Below are 25,806 nucleotides of genomic sequence, written 5' to 3' on the forward strand. Positions count from 1 at the left end.
GGAATTGAAAATGAAGAGGGTTTTAGCAACGGTTATTGTAGGTACATTGCTGGCTGGATTGTGTACGGGCTGCGCTGGGGCACAAAATGAAGCAAAGGCGGGGAATAAAGAGGATAAAAATGTTACGATTACCTGGATGAAAAATACGGGGCAGGATACAGATACACAATGGGAAGATGAAATGGCAAAGAAGTTTATGGAAGAGAATCCGAATATTAAGGTGGATATCCAGAGGCTGGCATTTGATAATTATGTGACATCCGTACAGACGAAAATCGCAAGCGGCGATGCGCCGGACCTTATGTATGTGGAGGGGGATTTATTAAAGTCTTTTGCAAAGAACGGATACCTTACGGATCTTTCTAACGAAGAGTTTATGAAGAACTTTGATAAGAAGGATCTTGCAAGCCTTACGGTAGATGATAAGATAATGGCAGTATCTAACTCCTTTGGTACGATGTGCGTGACCTATGACAAAGATTTGTTCAAACAGGCAGGAATTCAAGAGGTGCCCAAAACAATTGATGAATTTGATGCAGCCTGCCAGAAGCTGCAGTCAGCCGGTATTGTACCTATTGCCAATGGATTTAAAGAGTCCTGGTGCATTTCGGGGAATTTGCAGACGGATTATATTACCTCGGTATTGGCTCAGGATGAAAATGGGATTATTGATGTGATCAGCAGACAGAAAAAATTTGTGGACAGTGATCTTTGGAGAGATGAATTTCAGCGTTTTACAGATCGTTTTCAATATACGAATGATGATCCGTTTGGTACAGACTGGAATGGTGCCGGTGATTTAATGGCAACTGGAAAAGCGGCAATGATTTTGTGCGGAAACTGGGCTGTTACACATGTGCAGGGAAAGAATCCGGATGTTAACCTTGGGATCTTTGCCATGCCTTACAGCAATGAGGCAGATGATACGGTTATGGTCATTCAGTCCGCAGCATCCGGATCGGGTGTTTACAGCGATTCACCGAATAAAGAGGAAGCCCTTAAATTTCTTGCGTATATTTCATCTCCGGAAGCGGCGACCAGAGGATCGGAACTATCTCACACGCCAACGATTGTGAAGGGAGCAAAAGCACCGGAGGATGATCCTGCATTACAGGATATCAATGCTTATGTGGAAAGCGGCAAGACGTTCAGTCAGGGGGCTATTGACCATAATTTCCCAAATGAATACAGAACGGCACTTGAAACACTGGTTTCTAAACACTTGCTGTCGGAAGAGAAGGATGTAGAGGTATTATTGAAGAACCTGGATGAAGAGTTTGACCGTATCGCAGGGGCTGAAGGTAAATAGAATAATTCCAGTATTCCACATCCCGGTATTTGGGATGTGGGAACAGAAAGGATGAGGAAATGAAATCGAACAAGAGTTATCTTCTATTTGCATTGCCGTCTGCCATTCTATTTATTTTTGCTATTGTAATTCCATTTATTATGGGGATTAATATTGCGTTTACGGATTGGGATGGCATTTCTCAAACATACAATTATAATGGCTTGCAGAATTTCAAGACGTTTTTTACAGATAAAAGTGTACTGCAGCCAATTAAGAATACTTTCATTTATGGGATTGGGTACACCGGACTGAATAATATTTTATCTTTAATATTGGCATTATTATTGAACAGATGGATTAAAGGAAGTAAGGTTTTAAAGACGGTGTTCTTTATTCCGATGGTACTCAGCTCTGTGCTGGCTGCATTTGTATGGGGATTTATTTACAAAGATGTATTTTCGGCAGTATTTGGGATACATAGTTTGTTAGGAAATCCGTCTACGGTAATTTCAGGGATCATCGTGATTGCACTTTGGAATGCAGTTGGATCTAATCTGATTATTTATATGGCTGGGCTGGATAACATCCCGGATATGTATTATGAAGCATCGGCGATAGATGGTGCAACTTTATGGCAGCAATTCCGGTATGTGACTCTGCCCATGCTGATTCCTACATTTACGATCTGCATTACGTTAACATTTACTACCGCCCTTCGTGAATTTGGTACAGTAATGGCTGCAACCGGGGGAGGTCCGGCAGGGTCTTCCGAAACACTGGCTATTTATATATATAAAAATCTGTTCTCTTTCCAAAAAGCAGGATATGGGCAGGCAGTATCTTTTGTTTTCATGGTGATGCTGGCTCTCATCGGGACGCTTATGCTGAGATTCTTCAGAAGAAGAGAGGTGGAGTACTAAGATGAGAAAAAAATTCACACCTGGTGTAATTGTTGCTAACATTGCTGTATATTTGCTGGCAGTTGTCTTTCTGGCTCCATTTCTGATCAGCATTCTTTTATCTTTTAAGACCCCACAAGAAACAACCGGCAATGTTCTGGGGCTTCCAAAGATATTGCATTTTGAAAATTTTGCCCAGGCAGCGGAACAGGCTAAAATTGCTCAAAGCTTCTTAAACAGTATTATTATTACAGTGGGGACGGTTGCACTTATTGTATTATGCGCATCTACTGCGGGATATGCAATCGGCAGGTTCTATCATAAACGTTCCATGAAAATCTATGAAATGGTATTAATGGCATCTATGATGCTTCCCTTTCAGACCGTAATGATTCCGATTTATAAAATGTTCAAATCACTGGGGATGCTCAATACCCATATGGGAGTTATGATTATTGTTGCCGCAGTAAATCTTCCTTTTGCAGTGATGCTTTATACAGGATTCGTAAAAGCACTTCCGGTGGAATTGGAGGAGGCAGCGAAAATGGAGGGGTGTACTGGAGGAAAAATTTTCTGGAGTATTATATTTCCTCTTTTAAAACCCATTACCTTTACCATTGCAACGCTGATGACACTTTGGACCTGGAATGAATTTAATGTATCGCTGTTGGTTTTGCAAAAAGATACGGTGAAAACAATTCCGATACAGCAGTATGTTTTCTTTGGTCAGTATTCATCAAATTATAATCTGGCTTTTGCAGCCGCGGTATTATCTATGATCCCGGTGGTTCTTTTCTTTATTTTTGCTCAAAAATATATTGTAAAGGGATTAGTAGATGGTGCAGTCAAAGGCTAGACCTTAATATATAGAAGAAAGATGGTAGAACTATGACAGATAATTATGGCAAATTTAACGCACAAGAGGGCAGTAACAGTCAAAGAGCACGGTGGATCTGGTATCCGGGTGATTTTGAGATATATCACGCATTAAAGGTGAATACCAGGAGAGAAGAAAGGAATATTATGTGGCCGGCATTCTGGCGCCTTGATGATTGCTGCCACAATGTGAGATTCCGAAAAAAAGCAGTTTTTGAAAAGGAAACCAGAATCTGTGTTTATGCAAATGGAAATGGATATTTTGACGTGGATGGAAAAAAATATCCATATGGGGAAATGATTCAATTGCCGGAAGGAGAACACGACTTTTTGGCGGTTGTATTCCATTTGGAGGGGCTGCCGGCACTCTATGCAGAGGGAGCGGATGCGGCCAGTGATTCTTCCTGGGAAGCAAATATGTACAGTGATGAATGGGTGCAGGCAGGTTTTAATGAGCTGTATTTTGATAAAAACAGAACGCCCGACATATTCCCGTTTTCATATAAGGATATCGTGCCAATTTCCAAAGAACGGTTGGAAGAAGGGATTTTATACGATTTTGGGAAAGAGATATTTGCTTCGGTTTTGATCAGAAGCAGCGGAAAAGAAGGGGTACTTAACATTTATTATGGGGAATCCAGAACGGAAGCGCTTGATAAAGAACATTGTTACCTATATGAAAAGACTGATCATGTACAGGAAGAAAAGGTATTCCGAAACAGAGCCTTTCGCTATATTCTGGTGGAGACCTCAAACGAAATTGAAGTATCTGCAAAAGAAGAATATCTTCACCTTGAACCGGTGAAAAGGTTTCAGTGCAATGATGATTTATTAAATAGAATTTGGGAGATATCGGAATATACCTTCCATTTGAACAGCAGAGAATTTTTTCTGGATGGGATTAAGAGAGACCGTTGGATTTGGTCAGGGGATGCTTATCAGGCATATAAAATAAACCAGTATCTTTACCAGGATAAGGATATAAGCAGGCGAACGATTCTGGCACTCAGAGGGAAAGATCCGGTAGAATGTCATATTAATACGATTACAGATTATTCTTTTTTCTGGATAATGAGTGTATATGAATATTATCTGGGATATGAAGATAAAGAATTTTTAAAATTGATTTATCCTAAAATGAAAAGCCTGATGGAATTCTGTATTGGCAGAACGGATGCTGAAGGGTTTATTGTAAAGAAATGCAATGACTGGATTTTTATTGACTGGGCAGATATTGACAAAGAGGGGGCTGTATGTGCAGAACAGATTTTGTTTGCAAAGAGTCTGGAGGCCATTTTGCTATCGGCTGAAATTCTGGGGATTGAGGAGTGCGGTTACCGGGAACGTCTGGAAAAATTGTGCAGAGATATAGATACGCATTTCTGGGATGAGAACCAGGGTGCATATATCAGCAGTTTTTCATCCGGTAAAAAACAGGTAACCCGCCATGCTAATATCTTTGCAGTGCTATATGATTTTGCAGATGTGGATAAGAAAAATAAAATAATTAAAAATGTGATTCATAATGAACAGATCCCGCAGATTGTTACACCTTATTTTAAATTTTTTGAACTGGATATGATGGGAAAGATCGGGGAGTGTCAGTATGTTTTGGACCAGATCCGGAACTATTGGGGCGGAATGGTTGAAAAAGGAGCCACCACATTTTGGGAAACCTATGATCCGGGTGAAGATGAAAAAGAGCGTTATGCAATGTATGGCGATCCTTATGGAAAGAGCCTCTGCCACGCATGGGGAGCCAGCCCGATTTATCTGCTGGGGAGGTATTTCAGGAGAGGGTGCTGATAAAATGGGGGTGCTGATTAAAGAGACGATTTGCAGATTGAGATGCTTTCCAATGGAAAGTATCTTTTTTTGTGCGCAATTTACTTTTGCTATCATATAGTAATAAGAGCCTATGCAGCGAGGAGAACAAGGATGATTACCAATATTTATGATTTTGGGATAATCGGCGGGGATATGCGCCAGGTTTATATGGCTCAGATATTGGCAGAGCAGGGTTACCGTGTCTGTGTCTATGGTTTATGCAAAGATATAAGCCTGGATAAAAAGACGGACGGGATCAAGGGAGATCCTGTTCTGTGTGAAAAGTCTTTGACCAATGCCGTTCAAAAGTCAGGGATTATAATTGCACCGGTTCCAATGACTAAAAATAAAATAGATTTGAACAATCAGACTGGAAAAGATGATTTGCGTTTAAATGTACTGATGGAATCGTTAAAGGAAGGACAGTACTTTTTTGCAGGCTGCATTCCGGAAAGCTTTCAGGTTATGGCAGCGGATAAAGGTGTTGTATGCTGTGATTTTATGAAAAACGAAGAATTGGCGACATACAATAGCATTGCTACTGCGGAAGGATCCATTGCGGAAGCGATTCAGAAAAGCCCACTGAACCTCCACAAGAGCCATTGTCTGGTACTGGGGTATGGAAAATGCGGTAAGACACTTGCGGCATATTTGAAAGGTATGTTTTGTAAGGTTACTGTCTGTGCAAGAAGGCCGGATGTCCGGTCCGAGGCTTCTGTTTTAGCAGATGAAGTAATTGACTTTGATGAAATTCAGGATAATCTTAAGCAGTATTCTTTTATATTCAACACAATTCCCAACATGATAATGGACCGTAGTTTATTAAAGTCCGTTAAAAAACAAGCGATTATTATTGATATAGCATCCGCTCCCGGAGGAGTTGATTTTACGGCAGCGAAAGAGTTGGGAATTCCGGCATGGCTGTGTCCGGGGCTTCCTGGAAAATATGCACCCGAGTCATCTGCAAGAGCAATGACTGACGTATTGATGCAAGTAATGCAGCAGCATGTTAAGAAGGAGTGAAGTGATATGTCTTTAGAGGGTAAAAAAATAGGGGTTGCTTTTACAGGATCATTCTGCACGTATAAAAAAGTATTTGAAGAACTGAAAAAGCTGGTGGATGCCGGTGCTGAGGTACAGACTATCTTTTCCAATGCCTCTCAGACGATTGACAGCAGATTTGGAAAAGCCGCAGATTTTGTAGCGGATGCGGAGAAAATCACAGGTATTAAACCTATGATGACAATCAATCAGGCGGAGCCGATCGGTCCTAAAAGTCTGCTGGATCTGCTGGTTATCCTGCCTTGTACCGGAAATACCATAGCTAAGCTTGCCAATGGTATTACAGATACCCCTGTTCTTATGGCGGCTAAGGCGCATCTGCGTAATGAAAAGCCATTAGTTGTATCTGTTTCCACAAATGATGCATTGGGAATGAATATGAAAAATATCGGACTGCTTTTAAATGCAAAGCATATTTATTTTGTTCCTTTTGGTCAGGATGACCCGGTGAAAAAGCCGAATTCAATGGTGGCGCATACGGAACTTTTGATTCCGGCAGTAGAAGCGGCACTTCAGGGCAGGCAATATCAGCCGATTATTCAGTAAATAAAAGTACGTTGTTAGAAAGGTTAAGGTGATGCTATGTGTGGAATTGCCGGATTTTGTAATCCGTTTACGGAATTTGCCAAGGAGGAAAGAAAATGGAGGGGTATTCTGGAGAAAATGAATCAGGTACAAAAGCGCAGAGGACCGGACGATGAGGGAACTTATCTGAATAAGGGGTGCGGTCTTGCCCATGTGCGTCTTTCCATTATCGATTTGGTCACCGGGCATCAGCCAATGATAAAGAAGGCAGAAGCCAGAGAGTGTGCCATTGTCTACAATGGTGAGATTTATAATATGGGCGAATTGAAAAAAGAGCTGCAAAACGAAGGCGCCTGTTTTGAAACCACCAGCGATACAGAAGTGATACTGGAAGGATACATGCTTCATGGAGTGGACTATATTAAGAGATTAAATGGAATCTTTGCGATCGCAATCTGGGATGCGAATCAGGAGAGTTTATATCTGTTCCGTGACCGTCTGGGCGTAAAGCCTTTATTTTATACAATGGCAGGTGAGACCCTGGTATTTTCTTCAGAGATAAAAGGGTTGTTTGAATATCCCCAGATCACTCCTGTTCTGGACCGGGATGGCTTATGTGAGATTTTTGCACTGGGACCGGCAAAGTCATATGGCAAAGGTGTTTTTAAAAATGTAATGGAAGTTCTGCCGGGGCAGTTTATCCGATTTGCCAAACACACATGGGAGCAGAAGCCTTACTGGGAACTGGTCAGTAAACCCCATGAGGATTCATTTGATGAGACGGTGGAGAAGACAGCCTGGCTGTTAGAAGATTCTGTGAAAAAGCAGATGCTGTCCGATATTCCGATCAGTACGTTTTTATCCGGAGGTGTAGACAGCAGCCTGGTTACGGCAATTTGTGCGAAAGAACTGAAGAAGCAGGGAAAAGTACTGAATACATTTTCTTTTGATTTTAAGGATAATAAGAAGTATTTTAAATCAAATTCATTCCAGCCCAGTGAAGACAGACCATGGGTTGATCAGATGGTGGATTATTGCCAGACAAACCATCATTATCTGGAATGTGACAATATGGAATTAATCGATTACCTGTTTAAGGCGGTGGATGCCAGGGATCTTCCCTGCATGGCAGATGTAGAATCCTCACTTCTTTATTTCTGCTCAAAAGTGGTAGGTATAAACAGCGTAACCCTGACTGGAGAATGTGCCGATGAGATTTTCGGAGGGTATCCATGGTTCCATAAGAAAGAGGCTTTTGAAGCAGATGCATTTCCATGGTCCATGAGCATGGAGCCCAGAAAGACGCTGCTGTCTGAAGATGTCATCCGCCAGCTTCATATGGAGGAATATGCTCATGAAGCATATCAGAAGACCATTCGTGAGACTCCTCTGCTTCCTGGAGAAAGTAAGGAAGAGAAAAGAAGGAGAGAAATTGCATACCTGAATCTGCGGTGGTTTATGGTGACTCTTTTGGATCGTATGGATCGTACCAGCATGTACTCCGGTCTGGAAGCAAGAGTTCCCCTGGCTGACCACAGAATTGTGGAATATATCTGGAATGTCCCATGGACAATGAAGTGTCCGGATGGTATTGTAAAGGGGCTGCTGCGTTCAGCAGGTGCAGGAATGCTGCCGGATGATGTATTGTGGAGGAAAAAAAGTCCGTATCCCAAGACCTATCATCCGGAATATGAACAGCTGCTTGGCAAACGTCTGCAGGAAGTGCTTGCAGATCCAAATGCACCGATCAGGCAGCTTCTGGATACGAAAAAAGTAAATGATTTTGTGAACAGTCCTTCTGATTACGGGAAACCATGGTATGGGCAGCTCATGGCGGGACCGCAGATGCTCGCTTTCATGCTTCAGGTGAATTACTGGCTGGAGCAGTATCATATTCAGATTGTGTAGCGTAATAAAATGGGGGAAAGAGATCACAATATCTTTCCTCCATTTCTTTGCTGAGGGAAAATTTTTTAGGGTTATTGAAGCATTTGCGATATAGTTTCTTTACAGGCAGCGGAAAGAGAAGTATAATATGTTCAAGTATGTTGGGGATAAACTAAGGAGGAAGAGCATTTGATTATAGGTATTGTAATTGTTGCCGCAGTGTATACGTTATTAAACGTATATCTGGCATGGAGGTATACGCCCTTTATCCGGGCGGTTATACCAAAGCTGAAGTTCTGGTGGGTAGCAGTTGTATTTGCAGTTTTGGGATGCAGCTATGTGCTGCCATCCTGTTTGCCTATGTGGGGATGGGTGAGGATTGCCGGTGCAATAGGCTGTTACTGGATGGGTTTTTTTGCATATAGTATGTTATTTTTTTGTGTTTTAGAGATCGTAAGACGTTTGGTGATGCGTCGGCTTAGTGAGAAGGGGCGTGGGAAATATCAGGTAATTTCTGCGGGTGTGGTATTGCTGCTTTGTACTCTATTAATCATTGGCGGGAGAATGCATGCCCAGGATATAGAAAAGATTAACTATGATATTACGCTGGAAAAAAACTGGGATGGCCCGCCGCTTAAAGTGGCTCTATTGTCCGATGTGCATCTGGGACATATTAATGGGGAGAAGAGAATGGAGCAGATTGTAGAAGCAGTGAATGCGGAACAGGCAGATCTGGTCTGTATAGCAGGTGATTTGTTTGACAGCAGTTATGAGGGGGTACGTAATCCAAAACGAATCGCAGAACTGATTGGTATGATAGAAAGTAAATATGGTGTTTTTTTATGCTGGGGGAACCATGATGCAGGCACAGGATTCGCAGACATGAAAGAATTGATAAAAAAAACAGGTGTCCATATTTTAGAAGATGAAATTTTTACGATTGAAGGAGTCTGCACCATTGCAGGGAGAAGAGATTCGGCACCTATTGGTAGTCAGGGAAGTGATCGCAGGGAGCTGGGAAAAATCAGCGAAATAAGCCAGGGAGAAGAACCCTTGCTGGTATTAGACCATCGGCCATCTAATGCTGAGGAATATGAAAATGTGGACTTGGTTATGAGTGGACATACCCACGCTGGCCAGGTGTTTCCGTTTAATCTGCTGACCCGGCTGAGTGAAAAATTTAACTACGGTTATTATACTACGGAAAAAGGAGTTCCGGTAATTGTAACATCGGGCATCGGCACATGGGGACCTCCGTTACGTATTGGCACAGATTCCGAGCTGGCAATCATTCAGCTGCATGGGAAATAAAAATGCGGAAAAGAAATGGGAATATACACAGAAGCAGCAGCTGTCAGTGATGGGCTGCTGCTGTAATTTATGGAAAAATGAAAAAAATTTGTGGAAAAATGCAATTTTGTATTGAAATTATATGTAATTTGTGGTATAAATAATAAGTCGGTAATTTACAGAGGGGATTGGTCAAGTGGTATGACAGAAGTCTCCAAAACTTTTAGTGGGAGTTCGATTCTCTCATCCCCTGTTAACTGATAAGAACACCTTTCCAAACGGAAGGTGTTTTTTGTTGTCTCAAATGAGCAAGTTGTCTAGACATGAAAAAGCATTCTCTGAGCAAAAGCATTCCGGTATTCAGAAGGAGAAAGTCCGGATATTTTTTTATAAGCCCGGGAAAAGTTATGGCTGTCCAAAAATCCCAGTGCATGTGCAATTTCTGAAATGGATTTATTCGTATCGGTGAGCATAAAGTTAGCGGCATTGATTTTATTTGTCAGGATAAACTGTTTCAGCGGAATTCCCGCAACAGTGCTGAATAAATGAGAAAGATATTTTTCATTATAGCCAAAGTGTGCAGCGACATCCGATACTTTTAAGTTTTGATTTATGTTTAATTTTACAAAATCAATGATATCATGATAGATCTGTTTCTGTGTCTTTCTGGACTTTCCCAGAACTTCCTTTTTAGTATAAAACTGACTGAATAATTCACATAAAATTACGGTTGACATATAATTCAGGATCACCGGCTTATATGCATTTTTAACAGCATCCTGCAGCTGTTTCATTAATACAATGATTTTCTCCTGGTTATCGGCAGTTCCCTGTCTGGGAATGCATATGGTATCTTCCGGCAGATCGCAGACGCAGGACAATAAAGCATTGCCGGGTATGTCTTTTAAGACTAAAGGAGAGCCGGTTTCAAAATGCAGCCAGTAGAAAGAACACCGGGAGGGACGCAATCCCCGGCGGTGGTTATTGGGAGCGGGAAGGGGTGGCAGTAAAAGAAATTCCCCCGCTGATACGATAAAATCCTCCTTGTTATAGGTTAAATATAAAGTGCCCTCCGTCATGACGAAAAGTTCGTAGTTATGCAATAACAGATCTTCGTGCACCCAGTGATTGGAAGGTGCTTCAAATTTTCCTGTGAAATGATAAGATATTGGTTTTTTGATGGGAAATTCAAATACGTACATGTAATTCTAACACCTCCATAAGTATATTTAATAGAACATTTAACGATTTAGCAAAGAAATAAAATCTTCAACAATGCTAAAAAAGAGATAAAACTGTGGATATTGTACAATGAAAATATAAAAAAGTAAAGGAAAATGTTCGATGTGTACATAACGATAGAAAGAGTGTCAAAAGGATAGAAGATAAGCAAATAAAAAAAAGAAGTGACTTTTTGATACTTTTTACAGGAAAGTGATATTTACGAATCCCCAAACTCAGAGTATATTAGCCACATAGAGATGAGAAAGAAAATTAGGAGCCAAAATATGAATACAGAGAAGAATTGTCGAAATATAGCAATCTATGAATTTGCTTATGATAAAATAAAATTAACAGATCCGGAATGGTCACATGCCTTCAGACTGGAAGAGGAATATCTGGCAACCCTGAATCCGGACCGTCTGCTGGCGGGTTTTTTGGAAACGGCGGGATATCGGCCAAAAGCTGAGAGATATCCGGGATGGGAAATGACCGAGATACAGGGACATACTCTGGGGCATTTTCTTACAGCAGCTGCCCAGATCTATGCATCTGCTAAGAACCCCTTGTGGCTGGAGAAGATGGACTACATCATAGAGGAATTGTACAGATGCCAGCAGGAGGATGGTTATTTATTTGCATCTCCCAGAGAGATATTTGACCGTGTGGAAAATGGGCAACCAGCATGGGTTCCATGGTATACCATGCATAAGATACTCAGTGGAATTATCAAGGTATATGAGATTACCAATCATCAGACTGCATACCGGATAATGGGAAGGCTTGGTACCTGGATAGCAGATCGTACCGAAGGGTGGACAAAGGAAATCAGAGACCGGGTTCTGTCAGTAGAATATGGAGGCATGAATGACTGCCTGTATGATTTGTTTTTGATTACCGGTGAGGAACGTTTTGCACGAGCGGCACATCAATTTGATGAACGGACTTTATTTGAGGCTTTGCATGATCAAAGGGATGTTTTAAATGGGCTTCATGCCAATACCACAATACCCAAGATACTGGGAGCTTTAAAGCGTTACATGGTATTTGGAAAAACCGAAAAATTTTATTTGGTAACGGCACAGAACTTTTGGGAGATTGTTGTAAAACACCATACTTATGCTACGGGAGGGAACAGCGAATGGGAACATTTCGGTGAACCGGATGTGCTGGATGCAGAACGAACAGCATGCAATTGTGAGACCTGTAATACATATAATATGCTTAAACTTTCACTGTGGTTATTCCAGATCACAGGCGATAAAAAATATATGGATTATTATGATCATACAAAATTAAATGCCATATTAGCGTCTCAGAATCCCGAAACGGGAATGACAATGTATTTCCAGCCTATGGAGACCGGATATTTTAAAGTATTTACAACGCCTTACAGCAGTTTCTGGTGCTGCACCGGAAGTGGGATGGAGAATTTTACAAAACTGCAGGAGGGGATTTATTTTCATAATGAAGAGGGGATTTATATCTGCAGGTATGTGAGTTCAGATCTTGTATGGACAAATGGAAGAATTGCTTTGAAAATGGAAGCTGTGATTCAGGAAGATACATTGGCAGTCAGGATTAGATTTGCAGAGGTACCCGGTCGTAAATTCAGCTTGTATCTGAGAATTCCGGATTGGCTGGAAGAGGATACGGAGTTATTTCTGAACGAGACATATCTAAAGGGTGAAATCCATAACGGATATGTATTTATTTCCCGGGAATGGGAGCAAAATGATATGCTGGATTTGCATATGAAGATGACATTGAAAATACAGGGACTGCCGGATAATGAACGGGTGGCGGCATTTTCATATGGTCCTTATCTGCTGAGTGCAGGTCTTGGCAATGTTATGATGGATATGACGGTAACCGGGGTTGACGTATTCGTTCCCCAGAAGGAAATTACTGTGAAGGATTATCTTATACTGCAGGATGTAGAAATTAAAAACTGGAAAAAACATATAGAACGGTATTTGGTAAAGGAAAAAGGGCGGGTTGCTTTTCGTTTGAACAATCAGGGGGAGGAACTGATTTTCACACCCCATTATGCCAGGTATCGGGATCGATATGGGATTTATTTCAGACTGTATAAAAAGGAATCCAGGGAATTGGTAAATTTACTGGAAAAAGAAAAGCAGGCGAAAAGGTTAAAAAATGTTATGACGGATGTAATTCCAGTGGGAAATGACCAATATGAGCTTGCCCACGGCATTAAAGGGGAAAAGACAGATACGATGCGTCTTAACGGACATCCCTACCGCTTTTGCAGGGAAGATGGATGGTTTTCTTACCGGATGAAATTACAAAACGAAAAACAGGAATTGTGTATGACCTTGTGCGGTCAGGATGTGGGAAATTCCTATCGGATTGTTGTGGATGGTGCAACACTGGTGGAAGACGTAGTTAAGAAAGAGAAAGATGAGTTCTATCAGGCTGCTTATCAACTGCCTCTAATGTCAAAACCCGATCATGAAAAAATCATTACAGTTAAATTTCAAAACTTAACGGGAGAAGGAACTTTCCGCATTTTTGATGAGCTTTATCTGAAAAAATGCGATGAAAGAAATAAATAAATGGAGGTTGTGAACATGAAAAAACGAACAACAGCAATTTTACTGGCATCTGCTATGGCATTTACATCATTGGCAGGATGTGCAGGAAGCAGTACCGCTACCGGAAACAGCGGAGAAACCGGGCAAAACTCTGAGGCAGCAGGAAAGGGCAGCGATTCAGATACGGGAGGCAGCGGGGAGAAAACAAAGTTAAAAGCAGTGTTTGTGTCCCATGCACTGACGAAAAGCGTAGAGGATATGAAATGGCTGCAGGAATTAGAAGACCAGTGCAATGTGGAGATAGAATGGGAACAGATCTATCAGGACTGGGAAACGGTTAAATCAACCAGATTTGCTTCCGGGGATATCCCGGATATACTGTTTAACGCTACCACGGATTCAGACTATACCAAGTACAGCGGATTGTTTCAGGATATGTCAGAGCTGATTGAAACAGACGCTCCGAATATCAGGGAAATGTTTACGGCTGAGCCGGATACTCAGATTTTGGCACAGACGCCGGAAGGACAGATATTTGGGATACCGAAATGCCAGAGCAAGTGGCCGGATACCAATACAGTTTTATTTATTAATAAACAGTGGCTGGACAATCTGGGGCTGAAAGAGCCGAAAACTTTCACTGAGCTGGAGACAGTCTTAAAAGCATTTAAAGAACAGGATGCCAATGGAAACGGAGATCCAAATGACGAGATTCCGCTGGATTTTAATGCTTATGGCGGGAATAATGCATGGTTCAACAGTGCGTATTCCCTGTTAAAATTATTGCCGTCCATGGGAATCCAGATGACCGATATTGTGACAGACGGATATTTTGCAGAAGATGCAAAAGTAAAATGTTTTGCTGTGGATGAACGCTATAAGTTATTCATGAAATATTTGAACAGGCTGTATGCCCAGGGATTGATTAACAATAATGCAATTACAAATGATTACTCCGCATTTCAATCTCTTTCAAGGGGAAATGAAAACGGAGAAGCCGTTGTAGGCTGTGTCTTTGGATGGGAAGAGACGGACAAATTTGGTCCGGAGTTATATAGCCAGTATACTGCGCTGGCGCCTCTGGATTACGATATAGACTGTGCGCCCGGGACTTATGATACTCGCTGGAGTTATGACTTTGACCAGCTGAATATGCAGGCGAACCGTGTTGCGATGAGTGCAAAGTGTGAGGATAAAAATGCAGCTATAAAATTTATAGATGGATTCTATGATAAAACCAGAAGTGTTGAGACATTATTTGGAGGTATCAGTGACGGATGTCTGGAAAAGACTGACGATAATAATTTTAAAGTACTGCCGCCTACGGATCCGACTACCGATGCAGGAACCTGGAAGTGGACAAACACCTTTGCAGACTTCGGCCCATTATATATCCGGAAAGACTGTAATATCGAGATGTCAGAGGATATGAACAATGCGTTAAAGGAGAGAGAGGTATATAAAGATGCGCTTGCAAAGGTAACGGATCAGGATTATTACCCTCAGCTCTTTATGAAATATTCTGAAGAAGATCAGAATACCATGGCACTCACCCAGGCAAATATCAATAACATTATAGATAATTACTGGTCTTTGTGGATGACAGGAGAATCGGATATCGATGCAGATTGGGATACTTATGTAAAAAATGTAGAAGCGGCAGGGCTTGAAGATGTACTCAAAATACGCCAAAAAGCTTTCGATGATTATCTGGCAAAATAATAAAAACCGCGGGATGTGATCAGACTGTTCATCCCGCGTTTTCACCTTGAATTGTGATACAGCGAGAGGAGTAATATTTATGGTAAATGTAAAAAAATATTTCAGACGCAATTGGCAGTTATGGGTCATGCTGTTCCCTGCTATGTTATACATATTGATATTTTGCTATGTGCCCATGTACGGTATCCAGCTGGCTTTCCGGGAATATGATTTTTCTAAGGGGCTGACGGGCGGTGCATTTGTAGGATTCAAATATTTTAAACAGTATTTTGAAAGCCCTATGTTTTTCTCGACTCTGAAAAATACATTTGTAATTTCCTTTGCCAGTATCCTTGTGGGATTTCCCATTCCAATTATTCTTGCGATGGTGGTAAATCAGATTCGGAATAAAAAGTGGAAAAGGACGGTACAGACAACGGTTTATATCCCCTATTTCATATCTGTAGTTGTACTGGTTTCCATGCTGCGGATTATGCTGGCGGACGACTCCGGTGTCATCAGCAATTTCCTAAAAGCAATCCATCTTGTGGGAAAGGATGTGAATCTTCTTGGATCAGAGTCCACATTCATGCCGGTTTATGTGCTGTCTGGGGTATGGCAGACTATGGGATGGAACAGTATTATTTTCATTGCAGCATTGGCTTCTGTGGATACGCAGCTTTATGATGCGTGCAGGATTGATGGCGCCAACAGGTGGCAGACTATGATTCATATAGATCTTCCGGCAATCATGCCGACGATTATCATTATGCTGATTATGAATATGGGAAATATTCTGAATGTAGGTTTCGATAAAGTGTTCCTGATGCAGAACAGCTTGAATCTGGGCGCATCCCAGGTAATTTCTACTTATGTATATACGGTAGGAATTAAGTCATCCCAGTTTAGTTTTGGTGCGGCAGTGGGTTTGTTCAATACGCTGATTAATTTTGTTTTCCTGATGGCTACCAATGCAATCGCAAAGCGCAGTACAGGAACCGGTCTGATGTAAGGAGGGGATTTAATGGGAAAGAGTAAAATGAAATACAAAAGTCCGGCTGACAGAATCTTTGGGGCAGCAGTGATAATCTTAAGTATCCTTGTTTTTGCAATTGTTGCCTATCCTCTTTGGTTTGTTCTGATTGCATCTGTCAGCAATTCCAATCTGGTAAATCTGGGGAAGGTAACTATTCTGCCAAAAGATATCCGGTTTTATGGATATCAACAGGTCTTCCAGGATGTGAGAATCTGGAGAGGATATCTGAATACAATCATTTACGTAGTTCTTGGCACACTGCTGAATATGGCTGTTACCATGCCGGCAGCCTATGCATTGTCCAGACCGGACTTCAAAGGACGTGGAAAAATTATGTTCTATTTTGTTTTTACCATGTTTTTCAGCGGAGGGCTGGTTCCTCTGTATATGACAATCAGTTCACTGGGGCTGATCAGCACCAGAACGATTTTGATTACGATTGTGGCAGTAAATACGTATAACCTGATTATAGCAAGAACGTTCATAGAGTCCTCAATTCCCAATGATCTTTATGAGGCTGCGGTGATTGACGGATGTTCTCATTTTAAATATTTCTTTAAAGTGGTTATGCCGCTATCTAAAGCGGTTGTGGCTGTATTGGTTTTGTACTATGCAGTGTTTCATTGGAATGATTTTTTCAATGCCCTGATGTTTAACAGTAATAATAAGTTTGAACCATTGCAGATTGTCCTGCGGCGGATACTTCTTTTAAATGAAGCATTTGCCAGTGGCAGCGGTGCAGTAGGAGGCGGTTATGCCCAAAGCTCTGCTGACCAGGTGAAGTATGCGGTGATTATAGTATCCACACTGCCGATTTTATGTGTGTATCCGTTTATTCAGAAATATTTTGAAAAAGGGGTTATGATCGGAGCCGTGAAGGGATAGTTGCGCCTAGAGAAAAGGGCGGATAGGTTTAGCGTGTGGAGATGATGTACGGCAAGGTCTAGCAAACCAACGTTAGCGAGTCTTGGGTGCTGTCTGGTAACAGGCAGGGCTAGGTGTAGGCAGTTAGGAAGCAGTATATGAACTGAAATTTCAGGTGAACATGTATGGCTTCCGCCCAAACCGGAGCTTCTATGTGGCAGTGAAAGAGATGTGCATCAGCATGGTACGAAAACGCATCAATTATGTAGTAGATGCAGATATCCAAGGATACTTTGAGCATATAAGCCATGAGTAGACACTTAAAATTGGTGGATATTATATCCATTACCCATACTTTGTCTGATGAAGAAGTAAGGAGGGAGTGTTGGAATATGGAAAGTACCAGACAAATGAAGCAGGACCAGCACAGGGTAACATTATCTAGAGTAATTTACCAGGCGGTAAAATCGAGAACGTTTAAAATCATTGTATTTTCAACGAAAATAAGGTATTTGTATTAGATTTTGTAAAATTCGATGTCGGCTGGGAAAAAATAAGAAAATCCTTGATTTTATAGGGGAATTGGGATATAGTGGGAAGGAAGAATGTTGAATTTTGGTTGGATTAATAGTAATATAGGATGTATTGAAACAAAGGAATAAGCCACTTAACTGTATCGTCGTTATGATTAATAGTAATATAGGATGTATTGAAACTAGTAAACCTCGTGGTCTTACCTGCTCCCCCCTGTACGATTAATAGTAATATAGGATGTATTGAAACCTGGCAGACAATGTAAATAAAGAACTTGCAATTGGATTAATAGTAATATAGGATGTATTGAAACTACTGTGCGCAGATAATGTGTTGCTATGTAAAAATGATTAATAGTAATATAGGATGTATTGAAACAATTCAAATTTCGGTACGATGGCATTGCATTCAAGATTAATAGTAATATAGGATGTATTGAAACGGAGCTGCGTAGTGTTCTCTATTATGAGCATTTGGATTAATAGTAATATAGGATGTATTGAAACTTGAGGAAGTCCCCAGGTGCCAGATGCAAAAGCGATTAATAGTAATATAGGATGTATTGAAACTCGACCGACATTCCAATCGGAACCTGAACGGGTTTTTGATTAATAGTAATATAGGATGTATTGAAACTAGTGTTCGAAGAATTTCGAAGCAGTCTTAAAGTGATTAATAGTAATATAGGATGTATTGAAACGTTAGGTGGTGTCACACCTATTAGAACATGGGTAGATTAATAGTAATATAGGATGTATTGAAACAATGTCAGTACCGTGTTGGATATCTCACAAGTATTTGATTAATAGTAATATAGGATGTATTGAAACAATTTTTAAAACCTCGACTATGCTGTTTTATTTTCGATTAATAGTAATATAGGATGTATTGAAACGAAACTGCAGCATAAAGAATATGGGATACAAATTGATTAATAGTAATATAGGATGTATTGAAACTGAATTCACCTACTTTCTCCTTATTTTGGTGCGAGATTAATAGTAATATAGGATGTATTGAAACGCAACGTTTTTCCAATCCAGATACAGCCCCAGCATAGATTAATAGTAATATAGGATGTATTGAAACGTTTCCAGTGTGGTACTAATATTGTCGCAAATGGGATTAATAGTAATATAGGATGTATTGAAACGACGTTAACAGTGATACAATACAAGCGCAAGTTGGATTAATAGTAATATAGGATGTATTGAAACGCCGAACAGCGTGCCGAGTATGATAAATTATGGCAACGATTAATAGTAATATAGGATGTATTGAAACGAGTAATACTTCTTAGGATCCTTCTCTAAGGTCTTGATTAATAGTAATATAGGATGTATTGAAACATAAAATCGCAAGTAACTCCCACATACCGTGGCATGATTAATAGTAATATAGGATGTATTGAAACCATGTATAGTGTGCAATTCTATGCAATCATAAAATGATTAATAGTAATATAGGATGTATTGAAACTCGACTTTACATATATCCAAATTGGTTTTTTTTCTGATTAATAGTAATATAGGATGTATTGAAGCTTTTGACACGGTTATGTCACTACAATCTGAGTGCGGATTAATAGTAATATAGGATATATTGAAACGTTATTCTTATTGAGAAATTTGTTTTAGTAACTTTGATTAAAAGTAATACAGGATATATTAAAACAGTTCTTCTACAGTTTTAACAATTCTGTTTCAAGATTAATCATAAAATCATCCACCAATGTAAAATCACAATTAAAAAGAAAAAATGAATTGACGTCTCCCCAATTTTATGGTATAAATAACAAGTCGGTAATTTTACAGAGGGGATTGGTCAAGTGGTATGACAGAAGTCTCCAAAACTTTTAGTGGGAGTTCGATTCTCTCATCCCCTGCTATTACAGAACAAAAATAATCAACCGGAAGGTTGGTTATTTTTTTGTCTAAAAACGAAAATGTGTAAGAGGATGGGAATGTGTGGAAAAGTAAACTTTGTCAACATTTATCGAAAAGCACTGCAAAATCCAATATATTTCTGTAATATTAATTCTGGAATATATGGAACGGATATTGTATAATATTCAAACTGGTGTTTTGCCAGGGAAACGAAAGGAAATTTATAAAGGGGGATTCATTTTTTCATGGAAAGAGATATGACGGTTGGAAGACCGGCGAAGCTTATTTTGTCGTTTGCATTACCGGTATTTATTGGAAATGTATTTCAACAGTTTTATAGTATGATTGACTCGGTTATCGTGGGACGGTTTGTTGGAGTGGATGCTCTGGCAGCAGTTGGTGCTACCGGGACAATTATTTTTTTGATCTTAGGATTTTTAATGGGAATGACGACCGGATTCACGGTCTTAACAGCCCAGCGTTTTGGCTATGGCGATATGGAAGGTATGCGTAAGACGGTTGGATCGGCTATTATTTTATCTGTGTTCGTTACGATTGTTATTACGTTTGTCAGCGTGATATGGCTGAAACCGCTGCTGCATTTAATGAACACACCGGAAAATATTTTCCAGGATACATATACTTATATGATGATCACAGCATGTGGATTTTTCACACAGGTTATGTATAATCTTTTTGCCAGCATCCTGAGGGCGCTGGGAAACAGTAAGGTGCCGCTTTATTTTCTTGTGGTATCAGCGCTTTTAAATATTGTATTAGACCTGGTATTTATCATTGTATTCCATATGGGAGTTGCAGGAGCAGCGTATGCTACCGTTATCTCACAGGGAGTATCCGGTGTGCTGTGTATACTTTATATAGTATTTAAAATTCCAATGCTGAAATTAAAAAGGGAACATTTCAAACTGGATTTTTATTGTGTAAAGAACCAGCTTGGCATTGGTTTGCCGATGGCTCTTCAATTCTCTATTACAGCAATTGGTACAATTATGATTCAAAGTGCACTGAATACCCTGGGTTCCAGGGTAATTGCTTCTTATTCTGCTGCGTCTAAGATTGAAATCTTTCTGACTCAGGCTTTTAGTGCTCTGGGAGTTACGATGGCAACCTATTGTGCACAAAATAAAGGGGCAAATAAGATATCACGTATCCGGCAGGGAATTCGCCTGAGTGTAATATATACCATTATCTATGGGGTTTTGGCCGGAGGCGGTATTATTCTCTTTGGAAGGCATTTGGTTAATTTCTTTATTGTTGGACAGCCACAGGATATTATGGGGTATACACAGACATATTTTGTGATTTGCGGTACATTTTATCCGATTCTTGGAATCATCTTTACATTCCGAAACGGACTTCAGGGTATGGGTTACGGTTTGATGCCTATGGTTGGAGGCGTGGCTGAATTAGCTGCAAGAGCGGCCGTGGCAGTGATTGCTTCCGGTATTGGTTCTTATGCAGGTATCTGTACGGCTAATCCGATTGCATGGGTTGCAGCTAATATTCCATTGATCATCGCATATTTTGTGATTTTGAAACGGGAAGAACAGAGAGTAAGATAGGAAAAGTTAAGAGATAGCGATTTTTTGTAAAATGTTGTATGCGGTGTGTTTACATCGCAGATACTGATTTTGCAAAGGGTCGTTATTTTTTTTTGCGAATTTTCAGAGTAATTTCAGTTTGTAAGAGTATGATGGAGTCGTAAAATAAAAAAAGCATACATGCAAGCAAAAGGGAATGAAATGAAGAATAGGAATCGTATAAATAAACAGCGAAGGTATTGGAAATGGATACAGATAGGGGCAGTAGTGACTGCAATAGTCATGGTCACTGCAGGAACCGGGTTTCAGCATTTTGTGGATGAATCGGAAAGCAAAAACGTTACAAACAACAGGAATACAGTGCAGGCAGCAGGTCTTACCATTTTAGAACCGGAGGACACTACCAGCGCTGATATCTCTCTGTTAGCGTCGGTGGAAAAGAGCAATGAGGATTTGATAAACAAAAATATTTCCTGGGAGGAATTGGAACTGAACCTGCAATCCTGCCTGAATGGGTATGATGGAGACTGGAGCCTTTATATCAAAGATTTAGCTGAGGACAGGAGCATCAGTCTGAACAGCCATGAGATGCAGGCGGCAAGTCTCATTAAGCTCTATATTATGGGAGCCGTGTATCAGCAGGCAGAAGAAGGTGGATTGATTCTTGACGGAAACCAGATAGCAGAAGAACTGGAGCAGATGATAACCATCAGTGACAACGAAAGTGCAAATGAATTGGTACGTGAGCTGGAACCGGACAGTGAATTTGCAGATTGCCTGGAAAAGGTGAATAATTATATTGAAACAGCGGGATTCTCAGATACAAGACAGATTAATGGAATTGGAGATGTTTCTCTGTGGAGCGGAGAAGGGGTAAATACAACGTCTGTAAATGACTGCGGGGAATTTTTAGAAAGTGTCTATAATAAGACATTGGTTTCAGAAGAAGCATCAAATGAGATGCTGTCCCTGCTGCTGCAGCAGGAAGTTGATTATAAAATACCGGAGAGCCTGCCATCAGATGTTAAGGTTGCAAATAAAACAGGGGAAACGGATGATTGTGAAAACGATTGTGCGATTGTGTATTCCGACGGGGGAGACTATATTATATGTGTTATGTCCGAGGGGTGGACATCCGATGATGAAGCAGTGGCTAATATACAGAATATAAGTCAGATGGTATATGGGTATTTTAATCCTTGAAGCAGAGGATTGGAATAAAAGTAAGGAGAGTATAGTTATACATAGCAATAGGGGATCCGTGACAATCTGTCCGGATCCCTTGTTTTATAAATAGATTATAATCCCATATTTTTTTTATAAATCAACAACAAACCTTTCAGCAGAAGTTCATCATCCAGAATAATATCTTCCACACAGTGGATAACAATACTTTTAGCCAGTCCGCCGGTTGCCACAACCGTTGCTTTTTGCCCTAATTGTTTATTGATTCTGGTTATCATGCCATCGATCATGGATGCATTTCCATAGATCAAACCACTTTTCATACATTCAATGGTGCTTGTACCAATTAATTTTTTCGGTGCTTCCATGCTTATTTTCGGCAGTTGGGAAGTGCGGCTGGTCAGGGAGGAGGAAGAAACTTTCACTCCGGGAATGATCATGCCTCCAATATAATTTTTTTTCGCGTCCACTACAGAAATTGTAGTAGCAGTTCCCATGTCAATAATAATCAGGGGCAGCGGGTATTTGTGAATGCCGGCAACTGCATTGGCAATCAGGTCACTTCCTACAGTGGCAGGGTTGTCCATTAAGATATTCATGCCGGTTTTGACTCCGGGACCGATAATCATGGCAGAGTGTCCGGTGATTTTCTCGGCAGCATCCCGCACAATATTCGTGATCGGGGGTACAACGGATGAGATAATAGAGCCGGTTACCTCTTTTGGGGTCAGGGCATACATTTCCAGGACATTTTTAAAACTTATGGCGTATTCCAATTCCGTTCGTGTATGGTCTGTGGAAAGACGTTCCACGAAGAGGATTTTATCATTTTTAATGCATCCGATAACAATGTTTGTATTTCCTATATCAATGGCTAGAATCATAAATGTATCTCCTTTTGCAACTTTTGTGAATGTATAATCTGGAGTCTGTTTGAAAATTGCATTTCATGTATCTGCATGTTCCGGTTAACGGTATTATTCAAGCACACTCTGGCAGTTAATTTACTGCTGTGTGATTCTGGATTTTAAAAGAATACGTCCAATCAGGGCAACCAGAATAGCAGCAACGATTGCTTCCGGCACACCATTGATTCCAATGATGGAAAGGATGAATGTGTATACTGCATCAGAAGCTACTTTATTGGCTGTGGCATAAGCATCTTTGAAAAATACAAAGATCAGGTTCATAACCAGAAGCGTATTTGTCAGGGATCCAATCAGTCCGGCTGCCCCCAGAGATACCAGAAGACCGGAGCTGCTTTTTCTGGTCAGCCGGTAAAGCCCGTGATATACATAATAAGGTACAATACCAACTAAAATTCTTGGAACGAAACAGATAATAACACTGCCAATGCCGCCATGTATATCGCCAAGCGTATAAAATGGCGAAAAAACAAAGGACGTAACTGTTGGATTAATCGTATTATTAATAAAGCTTGTCAGTCCAAATACAAACCCTAAAAGGGCACCTTTTTTCGGACCTAATAAAAGACAACCGATAATTACCGGTATGTGGATAATCGTCGCTCGCGTAAAGCCCAGCGGGATATACCCCAGAAATGGTGTGAAGGCAAGGATTATAATCAGTGCTGCGAACAGTGCAACCTGTACCATGCCCAGTGTGCGAGGTTTTCTCGCCATTACTGTGTTTGTGTTATTCATTTTTTTCCTCCTTGTTATTATTCCCGGGATTGTGTCTTGAAAATCATTTTTAGGACACACTTTTATGGGATACAATACAATTACGGCGTTAGTATAGCACGATCAGTGTCCAAAAACAAGATTTAAATTACAGGTGCATTTTATAGAAAGATATGTTAGAATATTGGCATGAGTTTTCAAAAATACTCAAATAAACGCTATCAACGCCGATTAAAAAGTTTATTTCCGCGTGCAGCAAGCCAGCCGGACATGTCCGCATGTTCATCTGGTGGCTGCTGCTAGGGTCAGATAACCGCCGCTTGGGCATGGTATCTGACTTGATAATATATACAGGATTTGAGAGGAAGAACAAACAGATGTTAAAAGGAAAAACTGTAATTTTAGGAGTAACAGGCAGTATTGCGGCATATAAGATTGCGAATCTGGCAAGTATGCTGGTCAAACTGCACTGTGATGTACATGTTATTATGACCAGAAATGCGATGAATTTTATTCATCCGATTACCTTTGAGACATTGACGAATAACCGCTGTCTGGTAGATACATTTGACCGGAATTTTCAATATAATGTGGAACATGTGGCACTGGCTAAAAAAGCGGATCTGGTTCTTGTGGCTCCTGCTACGGCAAATGTTATCGCGAAACTCACTTACGGGCTGGCAGATGACATGCTGACAACTACCGTTCTGGCATGTACCTGTAAAAAAATAGTGGCACCAGCCATGAATACCCGTATGTATCAGAATAAAATCGTCCAGGATAATTTAAGAAAGCTGGAAATGAATGATTTTGAAGTGATCGCCCCGGCTACCGGAATGCTGGCATGCCAGGATGTGGGAGAAGGAAAGCTGCCGGATGCAGAAGTACTTCTGGATTATGTTCTAAAAGAAATCGCCCATGAAAAAGATATGGAAGGCATGAATGTTTTAGTAACCGCAGGCCCTACCCAGGAAGCGGTAGACCCGGTTCGCTATATTACCAATCATTCTACCGGAAAAATGGGTTATGCAGTTGCCAGAGCCTGTATGCTAAGAGGTGCAAAGGTAACTCTGGTTACGGGACAGACAAGCGTTGGGAAACCGCCATTTGTAGAAGTAATTCAGATTGAGAGCGCAAGAGAGATGTTCGAAGCGGTCTGCAGCCGTTATGAACAGCAGCAGCTTATTATCAAAGCAGCCGCTGTGGCAGATTACCGTCCTCAGTTTGTGAGCGAAGAAAAGGTGAAAAAATCCGGGGAGAAATTGGTTCTGGAGCTTGAACGAACAGATGATATATTAAAGTTTTTAGGTGAGCACAAAAAGCAGGGACAGTTTCTCTGCGGATTCTCCATGGAGACTGAAAATATGCTTGAGAATTCCAGGGGTAAGCTCCACAAGAAAAATCTGGACATGATTATTGCAAATAACCTGAAAGAGGATGGTGCCGGATTTGGTACGGATACCAACGTGGTAACAATTATAACAGAAAAGAAAGAAATACCGCTTTCCATCATGTCAAAAGAAGATGCGGCAAACTGTATTTTAGATGAGATCATGGTTGAAATCCGGGGGAAACAGAACGGTTATTGTTAGAACGTGTTTGAAAAAACAGTGCCCGCCTGATCATACAGTCTGCGCGCTGCAACCGTGGAAGTTCAGAAATGTCTGGGAGGATTCATATGAAGAGCTACGAAACAGTCTGGGAAATATATAATCAATGTTCCAACAATCAAATGCGGGACATCTTTGTGGATGAAATTGATACAGAAGATCCGGAACAGTTCATCCTGGATAAATTTAAAGGGAAAAACGTATCATTTGAGAAATCCGTTTTAATAGACGGCACGATCGTCTTTGATATTATGGCATCCGGAATTAAACAGCGTTATTCTTTTACAGAAATATAAGAAAATTGGGTGGGTACATTTAGATGTATCCACTTTTGCAAATAAGAAATGTGAAA

Annotated in this window: 19 protein-coding genes, 2 tRNA genes and 1 CRISPR repeat array; of the genes, 18 read left to right on the plus strand and 3 right to left on the minus strand. The window is 40.6% G+C overall.

Annotated features, from left to right (window positions below):
• Positions 1–10: 10 nt before the first annotated feature.
• From CD03_RS0109490 to CD03_RS0109535, 9 genes are all read left to right on the plus strand, one after another.
• Positions 11–1,309: an ABC transporter substrate-binding protein gene (locus CD03_RS0109490; protein WP_197041651.1), complete on the plus strand. Its 1,299-nt coding sequence runs from the start codon at positions 11–13 to the stop codon at positions 1,307–1,309.
• Positions 1,310–1,368: 59 nt separating this feature from the next.
• Positions 1,369–2,211, plus strand: a complete 843-nt coding sequence (locus CD03_RS0109495) for a carbohydrate ABC transporter permease (RefSeq protein WP_027293434.1) — start codon at positions 1,369–1,371, stop codon at positions 2,209–2,211.
• A gap of 1 nt (position 2,212) precedes the next feature.
• Positions 2,213–3,046, plus strand: coding sequence for a carbohydrate ABC transporter permease (locus CD03_RS0109500; protein WP_027293435.1), 834 nt, complete (start codon positions 2,213–2,215; stop codon positions 3,044–3,046).
• Between the two features lie 32 nt (positions 3,047–3,078).
• A complete protein-coding gene (locus CD03_RS33035; protein WP_044289267.1) occupies positions 3,079–4,872 on the plus strand; it encodes an alpha-L-rhamnosidase-related protein in 1,794 nt (597 codons plus the stop codon).
• A 132-nt stretch (positions 4,873–5,004) separates the two neighbouring features.
• On the plus strand, positions 5,005–5,916 hold the full coding sequence (dpsA, locus tag CD03_RS0109510; RefSeq protein ID WP_044289268.1) for a dipicolinate synthase subunit DpsA: 912 nt from the start codon (positions 5,005–5,007) through the stop codon (positions 5,914–5,916).
• Positions 5,917–5,922: 6 nt separating this feature from the next.
• Positions 5,923–6,501 (plus strand): dipicolinate synthase subunit B, encoded by a 579-nt coding sequence (locus CD03_RS0109515; RefSeq protein WP_027293437.1) that lies wholly within the window; start codon positions 5,923–5,925, stop codon positions 6,499–6,501.
• Between the two features lie 36 nt (positions 6,502–6,537).
• Positions 6,538–8,388 (plus strand): asparagine synthase (glutamine-hydrolyzing), encoded by a 1,851-nt coding sequence (asnB, locus tag CD03_RS0109520; protein WP_027293438.1) that lies wholly within the window; start codon positions 6,538–6,540, stop codon positions 8,386–8,388.
• Between the two features lie 168 nt (positions 8,389–8,556).
• Positions 8,557–9,678 (plus strand): metallophosphoesterase, encoded by a 1,122-nt coding sequence (locus CD03_RS33040; RefSeq protein ID WP_052377747.1) that lies wholly within the window; start codon positions 8,557–8,559, stop codon positions 9,676–9,678.
• 161 nt (positions 9,679–9,839) lie between these two features.
• Positions 9,840–9,910, plus strand: a tRNA-Trp gene (locus CD03_RS0109535).
• Positions 9,911–9,974: 64 nt separating this feature from the next.
• On the opposite strand, the gene CD03_RS0109540 is transcribed toward CD03_RS0109535, so the two are convergent.
• Positions 9,975–10,859 (minus strand): helix-turn-helix transcriptional regulator, encoded by an 885-nt coding sequence (locus CD03_RS0109540; RefSeq protein ID WP_027293439.1) that lies wholly within the window; start codon positions 10,857–10,859, stop codon positions 9,975–9,977.
• 306 nt (positions 10,860–11,165) lie between these two features.
• Between CD03_RS0109540 and CD03_RS33045 the strand changes: the two genes are divergently transcribed.
• The 7 genes from CD03_RS33045 to CD03_RS33050 all read left to right on the plus strand — a co-directional run bounded on the left by CD03_RS33045 (position 11,166) and on the right by CD03_RS33050 (position 22,219).
• Positions 11,166–13,454, plus strand: a complete 2,289-nt coding sequence (locus tag CD03_RS33045) for a beta-L-arabinofuranosidase domain-containing protein (RefSeq protein WP_044289270.1) — start codon at positions 11,166–11,168, stop codon at positions 13,452–13,454.
• 15 nt (positions 13,455–13,469) lie between these two features.
• On the plus strand, positions 13,470–15,155 hold the full coding sequence (locus CD03_RS0109550) for a DUF3502 domain-containing protein (protein WP_027293440.1): 1,686 nt from the start codon (positions 13,470–13,472) through the stop codon (positions 15,153–15,155).
• A gap of 79 nt (positions 15,156–15,234) precedes the next feature.
• Positions 15,235–16,146, plus strand: a complete 912-nt coding sequence (locus CD03_RS0109555; RefSeq protein WP_027293441.1) for an ABC transporter permease — start codon at positions 15,235–15,237, stop codon at positions 16,144–16,146.
• A 12-nt stretch (positions 16,147–16,158) separates the two neighbouring features.
• Positions 16,159–17,055: a carbohydrate ABC transporter permease gene (locus CD03_RS0109560; RefSeq protein ID WP_027293442.1), complete on the plus strand. Its 897-nt coding sequence runs from the start codon at positions 16,159–16,161 to the stop codon at positions 17,053–17,055.
• Positions 17,056–17,656: 601 nt separating this feature from the next.
• Positions 17,657–19,242: direct repeats of the CRISPR family, unit length 30 nt; unit sequence GATTAATAGTAATATAGGATGTATTGAAAC.
• A 140-nt stretch (positions 19,243–19,382) separates the two neighbouring features.
• Positions 19,383–19,453: transfer RNA gene (locus CD03_RS0109575), tRNA-Trp, on the plus strand.
• 246 nt (positions 19,454–19,699) lie between these two features.
• Positions 19,700–21,037: an MATE family efflux transporter gene (locus CD03_RS0109585; RefSeq protein ID WP_027293443.1), complete on the plus strand. Its 1,338-nt coding sequence runs from the start codon at positions 19,700–19,702 to the stop codon at positions 21,035–21,037.
• Positions 21,038–21,217: 180 nt separating this feature from the next.
• Complete coding sequence (locus CD03_RS33050) at positions 21,218–22,219, plus strand: serine hydrolase (RefSeq protein ID WP_197041652.1); 1,002 nt, start codon at positions 21,218–21,220, stop codon at positions 22,217–22,219.
• A 95-nt stretch (positions 22,220–22,314) separates the two neighbouring features.
• Here the strand turns inward: CD03_RS33050 and CD03_RS0109595 are convergent, their stop codons facing one another.
• Both CD03_RS0109595 and CD03_RS0109600 read right to left on the minus strand, forming a co-directional pair.
• Positions 22,315–23,085 (minus strand): type III pantothenate kinase, encoded by a 771-nt coding sequence (locus tag CD03_RS0109595; RefSeq protein ID WP_027293444.1) that lies wholly within the window; start codon positions 23,083–23,085, stop codon positions 22,315–22,317.
• A 120-nt stretch (positions 23,086–23,205) separates the two neighbouring features.
• Positions 23,206–23,865 carry an ECF transporter S component gene (locus CD03_RS0109600; RefSeq protein ID WP_044289271.1) on the minus strand — a complete coding sequence of 220 codons (660 nt, stop codon included), beginning with the start codon at positions 23,863–23,865 and terminating at the stop codon, positions 23,206–23,208.
• 356 nt (positions 23,866–24,221) lie between these two features.
• Here CD03_RS0109600 and coaBC point away from each other — a divergent pair, with 356 nt between their 5' ends.
• Positions 24,222–25,436 (plus strand): bifunctional phosphopantothenoylcysteine decarboxylase/phosphopantothenate--cysteine ligase CoaBC, encoded by a 1,215-nt coding sequence (gene coaBC, locus CD03_RS33055; RefSeq protein WP_044289864.1) that lies wholly within the window; start codon positions 24,222–24,224, stop codon positions 25,434–25,436.
• 86 nt (positions 25,437–25,522) lie between these two features.
• Positions 25,523–25,750, plus strand: coding sequence for a hypothetical protein (locus CD03_RS0109610; protein WP_027293446.1), 228 nt, complete (start codon positions 25,523–25,525; stop codon positions 25,748–25,750).
• Positions 25,751–25,806: the final 56 nt, after the last annotated feature.

The organism is Robinsoniella sp. KNHs210, assembly GCF_000686105.1.
Taxonomy (GTDB): Bacteria; Bacillota; Clostridia; order Lachnospirales; family Lachnospiraceae; genus Robinsoniella; species Robinsoniella peoriensis.